This window comes from Brevibacillus sp. JNUCC-41, from assembly GCF_014844095.1.
GTDB classification, from domain to species: Bacteria; Bacillota; Bacilli; order Bacillales; family DSM-1321; genus Peribacillus; species Peribacillus aracenensis.
This window is the reverse complement of sequence record NZ_CP062163.1, coordinates 76,502-94,422: the sequence shown is the minus strand read 5'-3', so window position 1 is coordinate 94,422 and position 17,921 is coordinate 76,502. Positions and strand designations below refer to the sequence as shown.

The following is a 17,921-nucleotide window of genomic DNA, read 5'->3' as shown; positions in this document are numbered from 1 at the left end:
TGTTAAAAATGTTGCAGGATTACAAGGTCCGGAAAACATGGGGGGAAAGAATTGAAACAAGAAACAATTTATGGTCATCTTGAAAATGGAAATCCTATTTTATCGAATGGCTATTGCCTTTTCAATGGCACAAAGAGTATTAGTAAAAAAAGGAAATACAATATGAAGTATTTCGTGTATAGTCAAGAAACGAACAATACGGTTACTCTCTCAGAATATGAACCAATGACAGTCTTACAAACAATCACTTTAACGAAAGGATCTGTTAATAAAGAGGGGAAATTAGAGGATGAAAGAATCATTTTCTTCGTAGACACAAACTGCAAACTTTCCTTCGTGAAAACACGTCAAAAAAATCTGCAGATAGACAAAACGCTGGATAAAATAGAGAAAGCCCCGTTTTTCAAAGGTTTAGTATTCCTTTTATTCTTTCGCTTCCTATTTGTTGGGGTCATGCGTTTCAGAAATTATTCGTTCAAAGAAGCCTATTTATCGTTCGGTTACGATAAAAGCATAAATTTTAAAGTGCATTTTCTCTTTCCAGTTAAAATAAGAGAGAAATTTGCAATGAAGACAGGGAAGATATCCATACTCATTCATACTTACTGGTCTTTCGTGCCAATGAAGGAAATTTATCAACATTATGTAAACACTAGCGAGATTAATACGCCTATTTTTATCAAACTCAGTCACGCTGATCATAATTATTGGTATAATTTTAAATCAGACTCTAAGCACATATACGATAAAAATCATTATCTGTATAACACCCGTTCCTATCGTTTGGGGCAGATGAATAGTGAACTTTTTATCCGAAAGTCTATAACGGGTCAATACGTTATTGTATTGACAAGTATAATGGCCAAAAACATTATAATAAAAGAAAGATTTGCTTATTTGATTAGCCTTTTTTCACTAAACAAAAAAAAATACGATATCTATTTTGAAAAGTTCAGTGCAGGGGCTTCGGAATCTGCCTTTGAACTGTTTAAATATGCATTCAAGATGGGGGATTCCTGCGTTTATATATTGGAAAAAGGCCATCCCGAATACCAAAATCTTAAGCAACAATACGGCAGAGCCCTTGTTGAGAAAAATAGCTTTCTTGCTTTCTATCACATCTTTTTAGCTAGAAGTTTTCAATCTTCCGATCTTGTGGGACATATACAACGCCGATTGTACGATAACGATTACTTAATTAAGAAAAAGGTTCTTTCAACTGATAAAAAAATAATGTTGCAGCATGGACCATGTATGGCGACCAATATTTTCGAACGTGGTTACTTTAACCGTAAAGTGCCGATTGCACCAGATTACATGCTCGTAAATTCAAATTTTGAGAAAAACTTGTTCCTTAAAAATACAGGTTATACGGAAAAAGAACTGATGGTAACAGGACTTCCTAATATTGATTTATATGTTAAGGAACAACAAAGTGAAAAAAATCAAATTACATTTATGCTTACATGGCGACCATGGGATCTCACAGGAAGCATTGAAGTTGGAAGCTATTTAGACCGGTATTTCTCATTCTTGGAATTGATTCGCAAAGAGAAGTTCTACAAGGATAAAAAAATTAATGTCATTCTCCATCCTAAATCAAGAATCATACTTCAAGAACAGTTCCCGGATATATATGAAAAATACGAAGAATCGTTTTATATAGGGGACATAAAGGATGCTCTATTGAGCAGTAAGGTTGTCATATCCGATTATTCTTCCATTACTTTTTATGCGTTTGCAGGTGGAAGTAATATAATCTTCTATTGGGAAGACAAGGCTTTAGCAGAAGTGGAATATGGCGCGCCTAACATTCTCCAGAAAGAGATTGCTTTTGGCGGCATAGTGGAGAAATTCAAGGATTTGCACTCCGAAATTGTTTACAGTTACAATAACCCACAATCTCCTTTCTATACTGCAAAGTTTTCAAAACTAATGGAGTGCACAAGTGGTCACAATACTAAAAATACCTATGACTACATTCAAAACATAATTTTCCAAAATGAACATAACCCTTTAGAGGAAGAGAGTGAATTTACTATTTCTGAAAAGCAATCTTCTGCTTCTTGATTGTTCTGAATGGAACGTCAACCTGAGACAAAAAGGGTATAAGGCCACCAATTGGTGGTCTTTTGAATGTGTGATGATTTAAATCATGCATTCTAATTAGAGAAAAATTCCTTTGTTAGGGGCAAACCACGTTTTTGGACAAAAAAAAGAAGCAATAGCCAATATTGCTTCTGGTTTACATATATCGACCTCATGAAATTCTTTAAATCTCACCCTCTTCAAGCCTCCTATTATACTCAACTTTACTAATCAATCCCTTTGCATTACAGGTAAGACAATCTGTATAAATATCGTAAGCACCTGTACCTGCACAAACATGGCACTTAACATGAGTTTCCGGTATATCCTTATGCATGAATGAAAAAACTTTTCCAAAATACTGCAGAATAATCATTCCCAAAACTCCTTTTTTTTCTATCATACAACGAAAAAGAGAGAAGGAAACAGGGAATACAATAACATTACTTAAAACTAATAAAACCATTACATACTTTACATGGGGTTAAAAAATGTGCTGATGCAAATGCGATAAACTGTTATACAAAATCACTTCTGTTTTCAATAGGCTTTTTTCGAATGCTTTGTTGCCATTTACCAAGTAATGTGGTGTGGTTGATTTCCCCTCCAGATGCTCGCTTTCCGCGGGGCGGGCGGTGAGCCTCCATGGCGTAAACGCCTGTTGGGTCTCACCTGTCCCACTGCTCCCGCAGGAGTCCCGCACTTCCGCTCCAATCAACCTTAAATCGTTTCGTTTTAATATAAAAGAGCCTTTCAAAAAAAAGAACATCCACAACGATGTTCTTTAATTTATAATTACTTCATTTTTCTAAAAATCCATAAGTAAGCCAATATTGAAATCCCCACAGAGACTGCTGCCATTATGTAAATGCTTATGTATCCGAAAAGATAGCCAATTTGTCCGAAGAGGATGGCACCGAAACCGATTCCAAGATCAAAAAAGGAATAGAAAGTGGCATTGGCCATGCCTTTTCTATTTAGTGCAGCGTGTTCAAGAGACCACGCTTGAAGAGCCGGTTGGACAGCACCGAATCCAATGCCATAAAAAATAGCTGCCATGTACAGAATCATGTTACTTGGCATCCAGGCTAGCAATAGCATCGCCACTACGATAAAAAGAGTGGACGGAATGAAGACAGCTTGATGTCCTTTTTGATCATAGATCTTTCCAGCAAACATACGTGTGAAAATAAGAGCTAAAGCGTAAAGAAAAAAGTATCCTTGAATACCTGTCAGATCTTTTTCGATTGTATAAAGCGGTAAGAAGGTAGCAGTCCCGCCAAAAGTCACCGTAATGAAAAAAACAAGAACGGACGGAGCAACAGCGCTTTTTTCATAAATGTCAAACCTATTAGTTTTAGCTGGAGCAGTAGCATGATCTACTTTTTTATACGTAATTGTTGAAGCCATGATCCAAGCTGCCAGGCTTAATACCCCGCAAAATAAAAACAAATGTTGAAAGGTTAAAACATCCGCTAAGAAAAGGCCGAATGAAGGACCAAAAGCCATCGCCAAATTCCCCGATAAAGTGAAGTATCCCATACCCTCACCCCGACGCCTTGCTGGGATGAGATCGGAGGCAATCGTACCTGATGCGGTGGTCGCATATCCCCAGCCAATCCCTTGTACAATCCTTATGGCGCATACAAGGAAAATACTCACCATAAACCCAAATGAACCAATCGCTACAGCCAAAAGGGCTAGACCGAACAAGAAAACAAAACGTCTTCCTTTTGTTTCCAAGGCCTGTCCAGCAAAAGGGCGGACAATCAGGGCAGAAAATAAAAACATGCCAGCAACTAACCCAATATACCGTTCATTTCTGCCAAGCTCTTTTACAAAAAGCGGAAGGGTCGGGGAAGTCATCTGAAAGGATAAAAAAACAAAAAAGTTAGCCAAGAAAATCATAATAAAATCACGCGACCAGATTTTATTAACAACCGGAAGCTCTTCTTTTAACAAAGGTACACCCATAATAGTTATTCTCCTTAATTGATAGTAATTATCATTCTCATTTTACTAAAGTTATAAAGAACAATCTATAAAAATTAAGTGATCACTTAAATCTAAGTAATATTGACTACAACAAAATAAAAGAGCCCTAGGGCTCCAAAATAAACTATTAATGATCAATTTTACCCATCCCCAAAAAGAAATCCATAACGGGTATGCTCAAAGGTGTACCAAACAAAAGTCCTTTAAACAAATTCCCTTCATTTTCACCTACCATATTGAACACACCTCTCGGCTTGTTTTTTTTGATCATTATAAATAAAAGCACTTTCTTCGTGTATGAGTCAATTGAAACAATTACTTTACAATTTAATCCATAGATTAAGCAGACAAGTTGAATCGGTCGGTTTGCTCATGAAATATTGCTGCATCATAATCAGGTACAGCTAATCCAATGTGGGCAAATATTAGTTTATCCCCCTTGATAATAAACTATCAAATTAAGGTGAGGGGCAAACGGCACCGTTTTAGAACAAAAAAAAGAAGCAATAGCCAATACTGCTTCTTTGATTACATATATCGTCCTACACGAAATACTTTAAATTTCATTCTCTTCAAGCCTCCTATTATACACAACTTTACTTATTAATCTCTTTGCTTTACGGTAAGACTATCTGTCTAAATATAGTAAGCACCTGAACCTGCACAAACATGGTATTTTAATATGAGTTTCCTGCATATCCTTTTGTATGATTGATAAAACTTTTCCAATATACTGCAGAATAATCATTCCTAAAACTCCTTGTTTTTTATCATACAATGAAAAAGAGAGAAGGAAACGGGAATACAATAAAATTATTTAAAACAAATAAAAACATTACATACTTTACATGGGGTAAAAAAAATTCTACTGAGATTGATTCTTGTGTAGTGAAATTTGATGTAAGTAAAGGGGAGAGTTGTGAACAGTTTCTTAATGGCAATTCTGAATTGTGTTACTTAAATAAATTTTTGGGTTTCTCATATGTTATTTAGCGTATCTGTCCACCAGTATCCATTAATTCTGTTCCTGACGGTTGTGTACCGTTCATAATTATTGTACCTCCTGATTGAGCTCTTAAATTATTTATTCTACTTAACCCAGTGTTTGAAGAACTATAGATTGTAGTTAATCTTTGAGCTGATATTCCGTACCTTATATTGTTAAGATCGCAATTTTCAACAATGATTCTATCAGATGCTAAAGCTGTCAATGCATCTTTAGCATGTAGTAAGGAGTCGCGAACATTGGCAAATCCGGTAAAATATTTGAAAGATAAACCATCCGTTGTTCCATGGTTTGTTTTTACGCCTTCTATTATTAATTGTTGGATAAACGAATTCCAAAAGTATATACGGGGAATGATAACATTATTTGGAGTGGTTACATTCCCTGTTATCGTCAACGTTCCATTCATTTGAAACTCTGACAAACCGACGGAAGTAACGTTATTATATATCCCATCGGCAATCTTGATTATTATAGATGCACTTTCACAGTTTTTAGGCAGCATTGTCAATACACGAGATAGCGTTTTTGCGGGATATCCGATTTCGGTTAGTCGGGCATTATTGTCATCTCCAGTGGATGCATTGACATAAAAAGTATATGTTCCAAACATATCTGATTCAATTTTTTTAGGTGATCCATTTTTGAACGTGAATGGTTTTCCTTCTACAGAGTTTCCTTTAAAAACTATTTTTTCGATTTGACCATAACTTGAATTCAAAAATGCATTACAGAATTCAACCGCATTAAACCCTTTAAATGAATTTCCTTCTATTAAAACACTTTTTATAACTGATGATCCGACTGATGTTATTTTTACAGAACCATACGATTTAACAATGTTCGGATCAAATATATTGTTAGAAATAATAACGTCTTCATAATCAAGACCATAGGTTCCTACTGCTCCATAGATTTCGACAACCTCGCGTGTGTTTATGGTTTTAAAGTTATTTCCCATTATTTGAACACGCTGACCCCATTTAGCAGTTATACATGGAAAATACCCTTTTTGACCACTTGTACAATCGATAAAGAATTGATTATTACTTGCAATTGTATGAGAATTTCTAAAATGCACAACGGCTTCACCTTGGAATAAATGTTCATCAAGGATGACGAATTTATTTCCTGAGACAGTATTAAACCTCTCATCGTTAAAAGGATTACGTGTAAATGTTGAAAGTTGTGTATTTTGCATTTCAATATTATTTCCTTCAACACCCCAAAACTCATTATTTGTAACGTTCAAGAAAATACCGCGTAAATACATTCCATTGGCGTCATTGCTAGTCCCTGTCTTTCCTGGTATGGGATCTATTATATTAATAAATCTATTTTTATCAAAGTTCCAACTAGAAGAACTATATATATGGTCATTTACAATAGTGCTTTCATACATCCTAATCGCACTACGAACCTTTAAATTTATAAATTTACACATGTGTATATTTCCCCCATGAATAGCAGCTTGCATATTAATTGCAAAGCCTAACGGAACAGTAATATCACTTTGTGTAAACTCACAAGTATCAATATTTATATTGTGGTTTCTCTCATAGGAAGCATGACTAGTTGTAGATGATAATAGAATACCAGTATTAGCTATATAAAATTTACAGTACTTAATATTTACATCATATACGTTGACTAATGTAATCAGTCGAGTTGAAGCACTATCATTTCTATTAGCATCAAATTGTATGCCTTCGATTCTAATACCTTTTAAAGCAGGGAGAGAATCATCAATGTCTATTGTTTGATGATTTAAATTTCCATAATACAAAATGCTTCCTTCTGTTGTTCCTCTTGGTAATTTTAAAACAGCGTTTCCTAAACCGAACCAATGCATATTATTTCTAGGAATTACGTTTCTACAAATATATTCACCATCTGGAAAAAATACTGTATACCCTGTATCGGTAGCTCGTTGTATCCTTGAGCTATCGTCTATTTCAGGGGAAATTATCGGAAAATCTTTAATGCTTACCCAGTCGATGTTATTCATTTTTCTTTTCAACCTTTTTTTTATTCATATATACAACTCCTTATATAACAATATATGTTGTTGTTCTTATCTTGTCTCAACAAGTAACACAGTTATTGTTAATTAAATGCTCAATATTTCAATACCGATTTTCATCAAACTTTCTCCGTGATTTACTAGCAATTGTATGCCTTCTATTTAAGCCAATAACAATCTCTATTATTTAATAATAGCTCCTATTTTTAAAAAGAATTAAATTATAATGACACTGTAAAAAGAGTCGCTTATTCGGGATATTCTAAAAGGAACTTCGTTTATCAAATTTCAATATATGAACGGATGAAAAGCCACAGTGAATATTTTTAAATGAATTTTAAAAATTAAAAGAGAATAATTCACATGACAACATGTTTCCATTATTGGTTTCTTATCCTCCAGACTTCATGCTGAAAGCAGGACAAGAACCTTAAACAAATCTTTATAAAACATGAATTTTTTGAAGAATGATTGACAGGAAAATCGAAAGGTAGCTTAAAAATGTTAGGGGAATTTGTTTGATCATTAGGGGAAGGTTTTCTACACAGAATGACGGGGAAAGGGAAGTAGATCAAGGTGTTCATAATACGCATCTTGAGTGAGCATAAATAAAATGACTCCAGCACAATGCCGAAGTCAATTCATTAATTACTTAAACTATAAAGGTTTGTTTTTCAGATTGTCAGTTTTATATTGCACTGTTCAGTGTTTACTAATTTAAGCAATTAACTTATTGACTAGTTAACATATTTTCGTTACTTAATGGGGCTCCCCTTAAAGTTTTATAAGTGGATATTGTAATATTAACTGCTTGGACAAGGCTTTTCATCGTATTCATTTTACATTACAGTTTCTTACTACTTTGGGTTTTTTAGAACATATTCTTCATTCATTTTTATATGTCCTTTTAAGTGTCCAGGTATGAAAGTACCGATATTATCTCTTATTTGTTTTGTTTTGTGAATCTCTATGCTTACAGGATGGTTACTACCTGCAAAACCACTTAGAGCAAATAATATTCCATAACCTTCGTTTTTTTCGGTAGTAGGATTAATAATTTTTATACCTTGCAGAAACTCTGAAGGATGGTTGGGTTCAAAATCAATCCCACTTGCTGGCGGAGTTCCATTCGTATTCGTTATTACAGGATCAATTATTTTTAAATTTATCGCCGAAATAACTGAAATACCCTGTCTTCTGTTATTTTTTATGATAGGTTTCTCTATGGTAATATTTTTGCTGTAATTTTGTTGTTCTGTACTTCCAATATATATACCATCTCCCCAAAAATTTTGAATTGTATTATTTTTAATATAAACATTCTCCGATCCCCTGATACTTATCCCAATTCCCCATTCTCCAGTTTTTCCTTTGTGTTCCTCCCTTTCTCCTAAAAGGGTCACGTCCCCTAAAATAGACACATTTTTCACATTATGAATCCTTAATATTTCATAACTTTCAGCATTGTTTGGAAGAGTCTTTAATGTAGTTCCTTCTTCAAATTTCAATGTAATTTTATCTCGTAAATTTATAGACTTTAATGAATCAATTAAATAAACTCCTTGAGAAAATGAAACAGTCCCCCCACCTTTTGTGTCTACATGATCAATAGCCTTTTGTATTTGATGGGTATCATCAATTCTATCATCAGCAGTTGCATTAAAGGATTTAACATTCACAGTTATATTGTTGTCTCGACCCGTCTGAACTTGTTTGGATTGGTGATTTGTTAATACTACTAACACGCCTCCTATTAAAACTAGGGTAATGAAAATATTAATTAATTTACGGTTTTTTATTATAATGATCATCCTCCTACTATTATGTATATCTCTTTTGATAATACCATGTAGTCCCTCTCTTTTAAGTATATATTTTTGGAATTTAGATTGTACTTCCAATAGTGTTCATATAGAATAATAGCTGATTACTAAAAGGTGGTGCTTCATGAATAAGCTAATTTATTTAATATTTCTATTAGGGGTGTTTTTTTCCCCATTTACAACTTTTTTGCCTCTTGGAATTAACGTTTCAATGTATGACATAATATTAATTAGTTGTTTTGGACTTATAATCGTTGCTACAGCAATTCAATTTGAGGGTTACAATAAAATTTTAAGTTCGAAAGAATACTTTCTACTAATTTTATTTGTTTTAGGTGGTTCAATATCTGCCTTTAATGCAACATCATTCTTTGGTAGTACATTAATAATGATTCAGTATTTGTTTGCAATTATAATTCAAATAATAGTAATCTCACACATTCTTATATATTCAAAAAATACAGATAAAAATTTGTTTCAAATTTTAGACATTTTCATTTATGCATTGATGGCTATTTTGAGCATTGGAGTTCTTGCCCAATTAGGTCTTTTACCGAATAGCTCTGAGTTTTTCGCAGGCAATGGAAGACTTATTTCAGTCCAAGGTAATGCAAACTCATTAGCAAAATACCTCGTGTGCTGTCTACCAATCTTGCTTTTTTATATTGACATAAAAAGAAAAACTTTTTTGTCCTTTTTTTTATTAGCTATGCTTATTATTAATTTATTTTTAACAGCTTCATTTGGAGGTATGGCATACGCATTAGCAACTTTTATATATTATTTTATGATAAAATCATTATTCATTACTAAACCTATACGATTTAAAAATGGGGAAATATTTATTGTGAAAAAAATATTAAGTATAAGAAATATTTTTATTATGTTTTTTTCTGTTGCTATAGTTATATACATTTTTGTCAATCCACCTGAAATTTTTTCAAAAAGAGTTTTAGCTACAGATGATTTAGAGGGGGCAGGTAGTTTTAGTCTTAAAGTATCACTAATGAAAGAAGCATTAGAACTTATAGTTACTAAGTACGGTATTATAGGTATGGGACTTGGTAGCTATCCATTTGAAAGCCAATATCATACAAATGTACACAACTTATATCTTCTTGTTTTTGCAGAATCCGGGGTGTTCGGCTTTGTTGGTTTAATCGGGTTATTGATATATACATTTAGTATTAGCCTTAGACTTATCAAACATGTAGGTAACACAACCAAATACATTCTTATTGGTATGAACAGTTCACTATTCGGCTTATTAGTTTCGGTTATAACTACACCGCATACATATTCCCGAAGCACTTGGTTGTTAGTGATTCTCCTTTTATGTTACTCAAAACATATCCAGAAAAAGAATTTTAATATTTAAGGAAGTAATATTAAATAATTCGCTTCGTATTTTATTTGCTCTCCAGCGGGACAGGATAATGGCTGAAAGAACTGAGTACAAAGTAGAAGGTAACTTATTCGAGAGGGTTCGGGGAGAGGACTTGAAGTCAAACCTCCGAACATACTAACCTGTTAATCCTTATAAAAACAAAACAATTTTTGTTATTACCCAATGATCGTAATGGAGTGGAAATGATTAGAAAAGAAAAAAACGATTCTCCAACAATAGAACTAAACCGAGAGGTGTTAAACTAAATTCAGCTTGATGATTTAATTTAAGGATTTCTATATACTTGATAGTTTTTTTGTTTAACCTAACATATTCATGAGATAGACGGTACTTTTAACAATAATTCAACACCTTTTAAGTATCCAGCAGAAATGCTGGAATTTTTTCGAAAATATTAGGAAGTTAATGACGTGTGGTAAATTGAAATAATCAACTTTATTGCTGCATGAAAGGGTGATTAAAAAGGAGAAAAACAAATAGAAATAGTGAAAAATAAAAAGGTTAAGTTTTCGTTACCCTATTCTAATGTTGACTGTAAGAATCACTCCTCCAAATCCGGTGGCTAATGGTAAAACGGAGAATAATTTATATTTAAATTATTTGGATAATATAAAAGGCTTCTGAGAATTTTATTAAAAGGAATAAATTCACTTTTGTTTAAAAGTGTCGAAGAGACTGACTAAATGAAGAGGCTATGAGATTGCTTGGTATTTTAATAGATGATAACATCGAAATCAAGGTCTTATCATCAAATAGCCTATGCGAATGAGGTATATGATATTATTAAAAGTCAAAAAAAGATGTACTGAGGGAAAAATTGGTTATACCTAATATTCCCTCTCTTGAAATAGTTTAAATAGTGAATGTTAAGTATGATTTTCGATGTTATAGAACCAAAAAGAGAGCGATTCATAAACATTTATATTTCACGAACATTACATTTCCTAACCTCGATAAATTCGCGCATTTCCTCTTTCGATATGCCAGACCCCATAACATCCTGCATAATTTCCATCCACTCTTCATCCATGCTCTTGTCTGCTTGATCATTCAACAGAGCATCCACTTTAATACAAAGGATTCTAGCGATCTTTTCCAAAACTAAAATGGTAGGGTTTGTTTGAAGGTTTCTTTCCAGTGAGCTTATATAGGATTTGGCAACACCGGATTTTGCGGAGAGTTCACTAATTGACATTTTCCTTTCTTCCCTAAGCGACTTAACTCGGTTACCTATCATTTTGACCACACCTAACCATTAATATGAAAAATACTGATTTAAACTATCACTTTCAGTTTACACATTTTCCTTTCATTTTTAATGATAACTAGGCACTAAAATACTTGACACAATTATATATATAAACGAATTTTCCTATATGGGTAGGCATTTAGTTAGGCTATTTTTAAGAAAAAAATTTAAAATAGATAATTCTTATAAGAAAGATTGGGATTTGGTGTATAATTAAGTTTATTGAAATTTAAGTCCCGAATATTCTGGAAAAAGGGTTAAATATATATGTTTAATGCTATATTTCAAATTTAGTAATTATTTCCTTTGTATTGCCATTCTATTTTTTGTAAAATTACTCTTGCATTAGAAAATAATTCTTTCGTTGTAAAATTCAAGTAAATTTCCTTGGAAATACATATATATAGGTAATATTATGGTATAATGCAATAGGTCATTTTTAACATATCAGGAGGATGAAATGGAAGAAACTATTAGTATTACAGATATTTTTAAAACATTAAAGAAACGTTGGAAGCTAATCATGCTGCTGACATTAATTGCCGCTTTGATTAGTGGAACGATTTCTTATTTCTTATTAACACCCGTTTATCAATCTTCGACACAGATCCTGGTTAACCAGAAGCAATCGGAGAACCAATTGGACTCGACTCAAATACGATCTAATATCGACATGATCAATACATACAGCGTTATCATAAAAAGCCCTGCCATTTTGGAGAAGGTCATTGATAAGCTTGAATTAGACCAAAGCGTTGAACAAATAAGTGAAAAAATCACGATTAACAGCCAAGAAAATTCACAAGTCTTCTCATTAACGGTTCAAGACAGTAATCCGTCACAGGCTGTAGAAATTGCAAACACGATTTCTGAAACGTTCCAAAAGGAAATCAAGGATATCATGAACGTCGACAATGTTAGCGTACTGGCTAAGGCAGAAATTAAGGAGAATCCTACACCTGTAAAACCTAATCCTGTCTTGAATATTGCAATTGCGGTCGTAGTTGGATTGATGGCTGGAATAGGCTTGGCATTCCTACTGGAGTATATGGACAATACGATTAAGGACGAGGATGATATTGAGAGACTCCTAGAATTACCCATCCTTGGATCGATTCAAAAGATTACACAAGTACATAATAAAGGATAATCCGTATAAAAGCAGTATGAAAGGAAGCGGGATTTTTGAGGAGTAAAGATAAAAAACAGGTGAATTTGATTGCACAGACTAACCCCAAATCACCTATCACTGAACAATATCGATTAATTAGAACGAATATTCAATTTTCCTCAGTGGATAAAGACATACAAACCATTGTGGTAACCTCATCGGAGCCAAATGATGGGAAATCGACGACAGCTGCTAACCTCGCGATTGTTTTGGCACAGGAGGAGAAAAAGGTTTTGCTTGTGGATGCAGACTTAAGGAAACCATCGGTTCATTATGCCTTTAGTCTTAGTAATATAGAGGGGCTTACGAGTGTGCTAACGAAGAAAATGAGCATAGAAAAAGCACTCATGAAGACGAATGTGCCTCATCTTGAAATTCTGACGAGTGGACCAATACCGCCTAACCCTTCGGAATTATTAAATTCCAAAGCGATAGAAATAGCGATTGATGAATTAAAAGAAATGTATGATTATATCATTTTTGATACACCGCCCGTTCTAGTAGTACCGGATTCCCAAATTGTAGCCAATAAATGTGATGGCGTGATCATGGTAGTGGCGAGCGGCAAGACAAACAAACAAAGTGCCGTAAAAGCAAAGGAGCTTTTAGTGAAAGCTAATACATCCTTGCTTGGAGTCGTTTTGAATGGCGTTGAAACGGATAACAGCAATTATTATTATTATCAATCTTAACGAAATAAAACAATTTTCGACAAAATAACACCCTGTTTGATGGCAGTTTTATATGCTACTATTAATCAGGGTAATAATTCCTATTTTATACATCGGGACTTTTTTACCTATTTATTTTAAAAGGAAGTGTATGGAATTTGATCGACATACATTGTCACATTCTCCCAGGAGTTGATGATGGTTCCGTGGACATGAATGAAAGTATGAATATGGTAAGAAAAGCGGTAGAAGCAGGAATCACTCATATATACGCCACGCCACATCACTTAAATGAGAAATATGTAAATGTTAAGAGTAGCATCATTGACCGTGCAGTGCGGTTTAATGAGAGTTTACAACGAAACAATATTTCTCTTACCATTCATCTCGGACAAGAAGTAAGAATTCATCGGGACATATTTAATTCACTTGAAAAAAAAGAAATCCTAACCTTAGATGATAACGGTACATATTTACTGTTAGAGCTCCCGTCGGGAAGGGTTCCTATATATACACAAGAAGTGATTTACGAACTGCTGCTTAAAGGAATAACACCGATTATCGTACATCCGGAGAGAAATAAGGAATTGATAGAAAATCATAAACTATTATTTGAATTGGTTCAGGAGGGCGCGCTAACTCAACTTACCTCTGGCAGTATAATCGGGAACTTCGGTAAAAGTATCCAATCATTTTCAAAAAAGATAATCGAACATAATTTAGCCCATTTTATTGCAACAGATGCCCATAATATTGGCTCTAGAGGGTTCACGTTACAACATGCCTATGAAACAATCACTAAGTCATATGGAATACAACGTACATTTTATTTTAAAGAAAATGCCGAACAGCTATTAAAGAACCAAAGTCCTGCAGTTGAAAAACCAGTGCCATTTAAAAGAAAAATTTTTGGAATCTTTTAAAATGATCGATAATTAGGAAGCGATTTAATATTAAAAAAATTTTGCCTTCTTATAAAGTTTTAGGGTTTATTGTTTCTGAACGACCAATAATTTAACGCCTTAAATCATAAAGGTATTTTTAAAATAGTCAAAAGATACAGAAACATAAACAGTATCATTCATTCTTAAATAAACAATGAAAAGCATGTGAAATAGAATACATTCATAAATGAACTGTTTTTAATAGAGAGTAAATCAAACAATATTAAAGGGGGAAATGTGGTTGGCCTACCGAAAACGATTAACACTTCTGGCCCTATTAGACTCATTAATAGTATTATCGGCCATTTATGTAAGTTATTTATTCTTGTATCCCTATTTGGAAATATTTAAATTACCAACACTGTTAGTCACATCAGTCTCCCTATTAATCAGCCATCATTTTTTTGCTTCTATTTATAAACTGTATAAGAAGGCCTGGGAGTATGCAAGTATAAGAGAGTTACTGTCCATTGTTAAAGCCGTAAGCTTATCGGTTATCACTGTTATCGCCATTCAGTTAATGGTTTTTCAAGATGTTTATGTAAGGGTCATGGCACTGACCTGGATGATGCATGTCCTCCTTATTGGCGGGTCGCGATTTTCTTGGAGAATGCTGCGTGACCGTTTGATAAATAATCGAAAGGAAACGAGGAATACATTGGTCATCGGAGCTGGATCCGCTGGAACCATGGTTGTTCGTCAACTTCTTAACAATCATGATACGGAACTTAAACCAGTAGCATTCATTGATGATGATCCGAAAAAAGATAAGCTAGACATATTAGGAATTCCCGTTGTGGGTAACTCAAAACATATCCCCGAAATGGTGGGGAAATATCATATAGATAATATCGTCATTGCGATACCTTCATTAAGTAAAAAGGAATTGAAGGTCATTTTTGATGAATGTGTGAAAACGAATGCAAAAACGCAAATCATGCCGATGCTTGAAGATATTATGTTGGGCAAAGTAGCGGTTAATCAATTTAAAGAAGTAGAAGTGGAAGATTTATTAGGAAGAGAACCCGTTGAATTAGATATGAATAGTATCTCGGGATACGTTACTGGTATGACAATTCTAGTAACGGGTGCGGGCGGCTCTATTGGTTCGGAAATTTGTCGTCAAATATGCAGATTTTCTCCAAAAAAAATTGTATTGCTCGGTCATGGTGAAAATAGTATTTATCAAATTGATATGGAATTGAAAAGATTGTATTCTGAACAAATAGAAATCATACCGGTTATTGCAGATATACAGGACCAAGAAAGAATATTTGAAGTAATGGACATCCAAAGACCCGATGTTATCTATCATGCGGCAGCCCATAAACATGTGCCACTTATGGAGTATAATCCTCATGAAGCCGTAAAAAATAATGTTTTGGGAACTAAAAACGTAGCAGAAGCAGCAGATATTTATGGGGTATCCACTTTTGTTATGATCTCATCCGATAAAGCTGTTAACCCAACGAATGTAATGGGGTCAACAAAGCGGATTGCAGAAATGGTCATACAACAGTTAGATAAACATAGTACAACAAAATTTGTTGCCGTCCGATTTGGAAATGTTCTTGGAAGCAGAGGAAGTGTAATCCCTCTATTCAAAAAGCAAATTCTAGCTGGAGGTCCTGTTACTGTTACGCACCCTGAAATGACACGTTATTTTATGACAATCCCTGAAGCATCCCGTTTAGTTATTCAAGCTGGTTCTCTTGCAAGAGGAGGAGAAATCTTTGTTTTGGATATGGGGGAACCTGTGAAAATTGTAGATTTAGCTACTAATCTTATTCAATTATCGGGTTACTCAATTGAGGAAATCGGAATTGAATATTCTGGGATACGACCTGGAGAAAAAATGTATGAAGAACTACTAAATGAAAATGAAGTCCATGCAAAGCAAGTTTTTCCGAAGATTCATATTGGAAAAGCAGCTATTGTTGAAGGAGACGTTCTTTGGCAGTTTATTAATAGTCTCCCAGAGAAACAAACAGCTCTATTAAAAGAACAGTTAATCGAGATTGCCAATGCTAAAGAAGGAATACAACAAGCTATGAAAGAAGCAATCTATTAAGAGGAGAATGAAAAAAATTGCTTGTAAAGGACGGGTTTGATTTTCCTCTTTTTTAATTAATAAAAAAAAGATGAAATAAATTGTTTAAATAAGTCATTAAAAATAAAATTTACAGGATTATTATATAAGGAAAACGAAAATGTGGAAAAAATTAAACAATATATTTTCTAAATTATCATGGTCATTGTTTGGGAATATAATTTATGCATTGTCCCAATGGATTATTATTACTATAATTGCCAGATTTGGCTCTACTGCTGACCTTGGAGTCTACTCTCTTGGATTAGCTATTACTGCTCCCATTGTACTTTTTTTTAGCTTTCAATTAAGAACCTTTTTAGCGACTGACAGTAATAATGAATATAATTTCGCTCAATATTTTGGTGGGAGAATTATACACTTAACTATTTCTTTCATATTGATAATTCCTATAGCATTTTTTTATAGTAACAATATTGAAACTATTTTAGTAATCATATTATTGGGGATTATAAAGTATTTTGAAGGTTTAAGTGATATTTGTATGGGGCTTTATCAAAAGAAAAATAAGATTGATATAATAGGAAAATCCCAAATGTATAGAGGGATTTCTAGTATAGTTGCAGTAGGTATCCTTTATTTTTATACTCGAAGCCTTATTTTCTCTCTTTTGGGGTTGCTAATTGTAATGATAGTAAGATTAGTGAATTATGATTTGAAACATTTAAAACCTTTGGGAGGATTTACTCCTGTATTTGATCGCAGCTCGATACAATTAATGAAGATGGCATTTCCATTAGGGGTAGTTTCGTTGATTAGTTCCTTGAACACTAATATCCCAAAATACTTTCTTGAATATTTTTCAGGGACAGAAGAGGTAGGAATATTTTCAGCATTATATTATATATTGATTGCTAGCAATATGCTCATTACACCAATATCGTTACTGGTTGCCCCAGGAATTGCTAATGCATACCAACAAAATAAAATCAAAAAGTTTTTGAAGGTTAACTTGCAATTATCTATAGTCTCAATAACTGTTTCTTTGTTAATAATCACTTTAATTGTTCTACAAGGAGAATTAATACTGAATATTTTATATGGTAGTAAGTATACTCCCTATAATGATTCTTTTATAATAATTTCATCTTCCTTGATATTTGGTTTTCTTACAACCTTTTTTACAGTGTCCATTGTTGCTGCAAGAGCTATTCAAATACAACCCATAATGAATTTAATAGTAACTATTGTTACCATAATTAGTAGTTACTATTTCATTAGTACAGATGGTATTAATGGAGCATCATATACCCTATTAATCTCTCGTATGTTTCAAGCTTTACTTAGTGGCAGTTTATTGTTTTATATTATATATAAAAAAAATAAATTATATCACGTTAAATGATTATCGCAAATGTGATAATAATTTTTTTGTGATAAATACCAATATTTTACCTTGAAATTTTCGGTGATAAATGATATGAGTGCACAAA

Annotated in this window: 12 protein-coding genes; 7 read left to right on the top strand and 5 right to left on the bottom strand. The window is 33.4% G+C overall.

Translation table 11 applies throughout. The features are described 5' to 3' along the window. Positions 1 to 174 precede the first annotated feature (174 nt). Positions 175 to 2,070 (top strand): CDP-glycerol glycerophosphotransferase family protein, encoded by a 1,896-nt coding sequence (locus tag JNUCC41_RS00485; RefSeq protein ID WP_192205900.1) that lies wholly within the window; start codon positions 175 to 177, stop codon positions 2,068 to 2,070. A gap of 202 nt (positions 2,071 to 2,272) precedes the next feature. On the opposite strand, the gene JNUCC41_RS00480 is transcribed toward JNUCC41_RS00485, so the two are convergent. From JNUCC41_RS00480 to JNUCC41_RS00465, 4 genes are all read right to left on the bottom strand, one after another. Then, positions 2,273 to 2,464, bottom strand: coding sequence for a hypothetical protein (locus tag JNUCC41_RS00480; protein ID WP_192205899.1), 192 nt, complete (start codon positions 2,462 to 2,464; stop codon positions 2,273 to 2,275). Positions 2,465 to 2,883: 419 nt separating this feature from the next. After that, entirely contained in the window at positions 2,884 to 4,062 is a 1,179-nt protein-coding gene (locus JNUCC41_RS00475) for an MFS transporter (protein ID WP_192205897.1), read from the bottom strand. A 1,010-nt stretch (positions 4,063 to 5,072) separates the two neighbouring features. Next, positions 5,073 to 7,097, bottom strand: coding sequence for a hypothetical protein (locus tag JNUCC41_RS00470; RefSeq protein ID WP_192205895.1), 2,025 nt, complete (start codon positions 7,095 to 7,097; stop codon positions 5,073 to 5,075). Between the two features lie 872 nt (positions 7,098 to 7,969). Further along, positions 7,970 to 8,923, bottom strand: coding sequence for a right-handed parallel beta-helix repeat-containing protein (locus JNUCC41_RS00465; RefSeq protein WP_192205893.1), 954 nt, complete (start codon positions 8,921 to 8,923; stop codon positions 7,970 to 7,972). Positions 8,924 to 9,059: 136 nt separating this feature from the next. On the opposite strand from JNUCC41_RS00465, the gene JNUCC41_RS00460 reads away from it, so the two are divergent. After that, complete coding sequence (locus JNUCC41_RS00460) at positions 9,060 to 10,313, top strand: O-antigen ligase family protein (RefSeq protein ID WP_192205891.1); 1,254 nt, start codon at positions 9,060 to 9,062, stop codon at positions 10,311 to 10,313. Positions 10,314 to 11,262: 949 nt separating this feature from the next. Here the strand turns inward: JNUCC41_RS00460 and JNUCC41_RS00455 are convergent. Next, the gene (locus JNUCC41_RS00455) at positions 11,263 to 11,580 is read right to left on the bottom strand and encodes a helix-turn-helix domain-containing protein (RefSeq protein WP_192205889.1); all 318 of its coding nucleotides are present in this window, start codon (positions 11,578 to 11,580) and stop codon (positions 11,263 to 11,265) included. 472 nt (positions 11,581 to 12,052) lie between these two features. Here JNUCC41_RS00455 and JNUCC41_RS00450 point away from each other — a divergent pair, with 472 nt between their 5' ends. The 5 genes from JNUCC41_RS00450 to JNUCC41_RS00430 all read left to right on the top strand — a co-directional run bounded on the left by JNUCC41_RS00450 (position 12,053) and on the right by JNUCC41_RS00430 (position 17,833). Next, the gene (locus JNUCC41_RS00450) at positions 12,053 to 12,742 is read left to right on the top strand and encodes a YveK family protein (RefSeq protein ID WP_192205887.1); all 690 of its coding nucleotides are present in this window, start codon (positions 12,053 to 12,055) and stop codon (positions 12,740 to 12,742) included. Between the two features lie 35 nt (positions 12,743 to 12,777). Continuing rightward, entirely contained in the window at positions 12,778 to 13,455 is a 678-nt protein-coding gene (locus JNUCC41_RS00445; protein ID WP_192205885.1) for a CpsD/CapB family tyrosine-protein kinase, read from the top strand. A 137-nt stretch (positions 13,456 to 13,592) separates the two neighbouring features. Continuing rightward, entirely contained in the window at positions 13,593 to 14,357 is a 765-nt protein-coding gene (locus JNUCC41_RS00440; RefSeq protein WP_192205883.1) for a tyrosine-protein phosphatase, read from the top strand. Between the two features lie 262 nt (positions 14,358 to 14,619). Then, the gene (locus JNUCC41_RS00435) at positions 14,620 to 16,449 is read left to right on the top strand and encodes a polysaccharide biosynthesis protein (protein WP_192205881.1); all 1,830 of its coding nucleotides are present in this window, start codon (positions 14,620 to 14,622) and stop codon (positions 16,447 to 16,449) included. A 139-nt stretch (positions 16,450 to 16,588) separates the two neighbouring features. Continuing rightward, entirely contained in the window at positions 16,589 to 17,833 is a 1,245-nt protein-coding gene (locus tag JNUCC41_RS00430) for a lipopolysaccharide biosynthesis protein (protein ID WP_192205879.1), read from the top strand. The last annotated feature ends 88 nt before the right edge of the window (positions 17,834 to 17,921 follow it).

Excerpts from the sequence above, each read along its gene's own strand:
- JNUCC41_RS00455 (WP_192205889.1), bottom strand. The coding sequence starts at position 11,580 with ATGATAGGTAACCGAGTTAAGTCGCTTAGGGAAGAAAGGAAAATGTCA.
- JNUCC41_RS00465 (WP_192205893.1), bottom strand. The coding sequence starts at position 8,923 with ATGATCATTATAATAAAAAACCGTAAATTAATTAATATTTTCATTACC.
- JNUCC41_RS00450 (WP_192205887.1), top strand. The coding sequence starts at position 12,053 with ATGGAAGAAACTATTAGTATTACAGATATTTTTAAAACATTAAAGAAA.
- JNUCC41_RS00430 (WP_192205879.1), top strand. The coding sequence starts at position 16,589 with ATGTGGAAAAAATTAAACAATATATTTTCTAAATTATCATGGTCATTG.
- JNUCC41_RS00480 (WP_192205899.1), bottom strand. The coding sequence starts at position 2,464 with ATGATTATTCTGCAGTATTTTGGAAAAGTTTTTTCATTCATGCATAAG.
- JNUCC41_RS00460 (WP_192205891.1), top strand. The coding sequence starts at position 9,060 with ATGAATAAGCTAATTTATTTAATATTTCTATTAGGGGTGTTTTTTTCC.
- JNUCC41_RS00470 (WP_192205895.1), bottom strand. The coding sequence starts at position 7,097 with ATGAATAACATCGACTGGGTAAGCATTAAAGATTTTCCGATAATTTCC.
- JNUCC41_RS00475 (WP_192205897.1), bottom strand. The coding sequence starts at position 4,062 with ATGGGTGTACCTTTGTTAAAAGAAGAGCTTCCGGTTGTTAATAAAATC.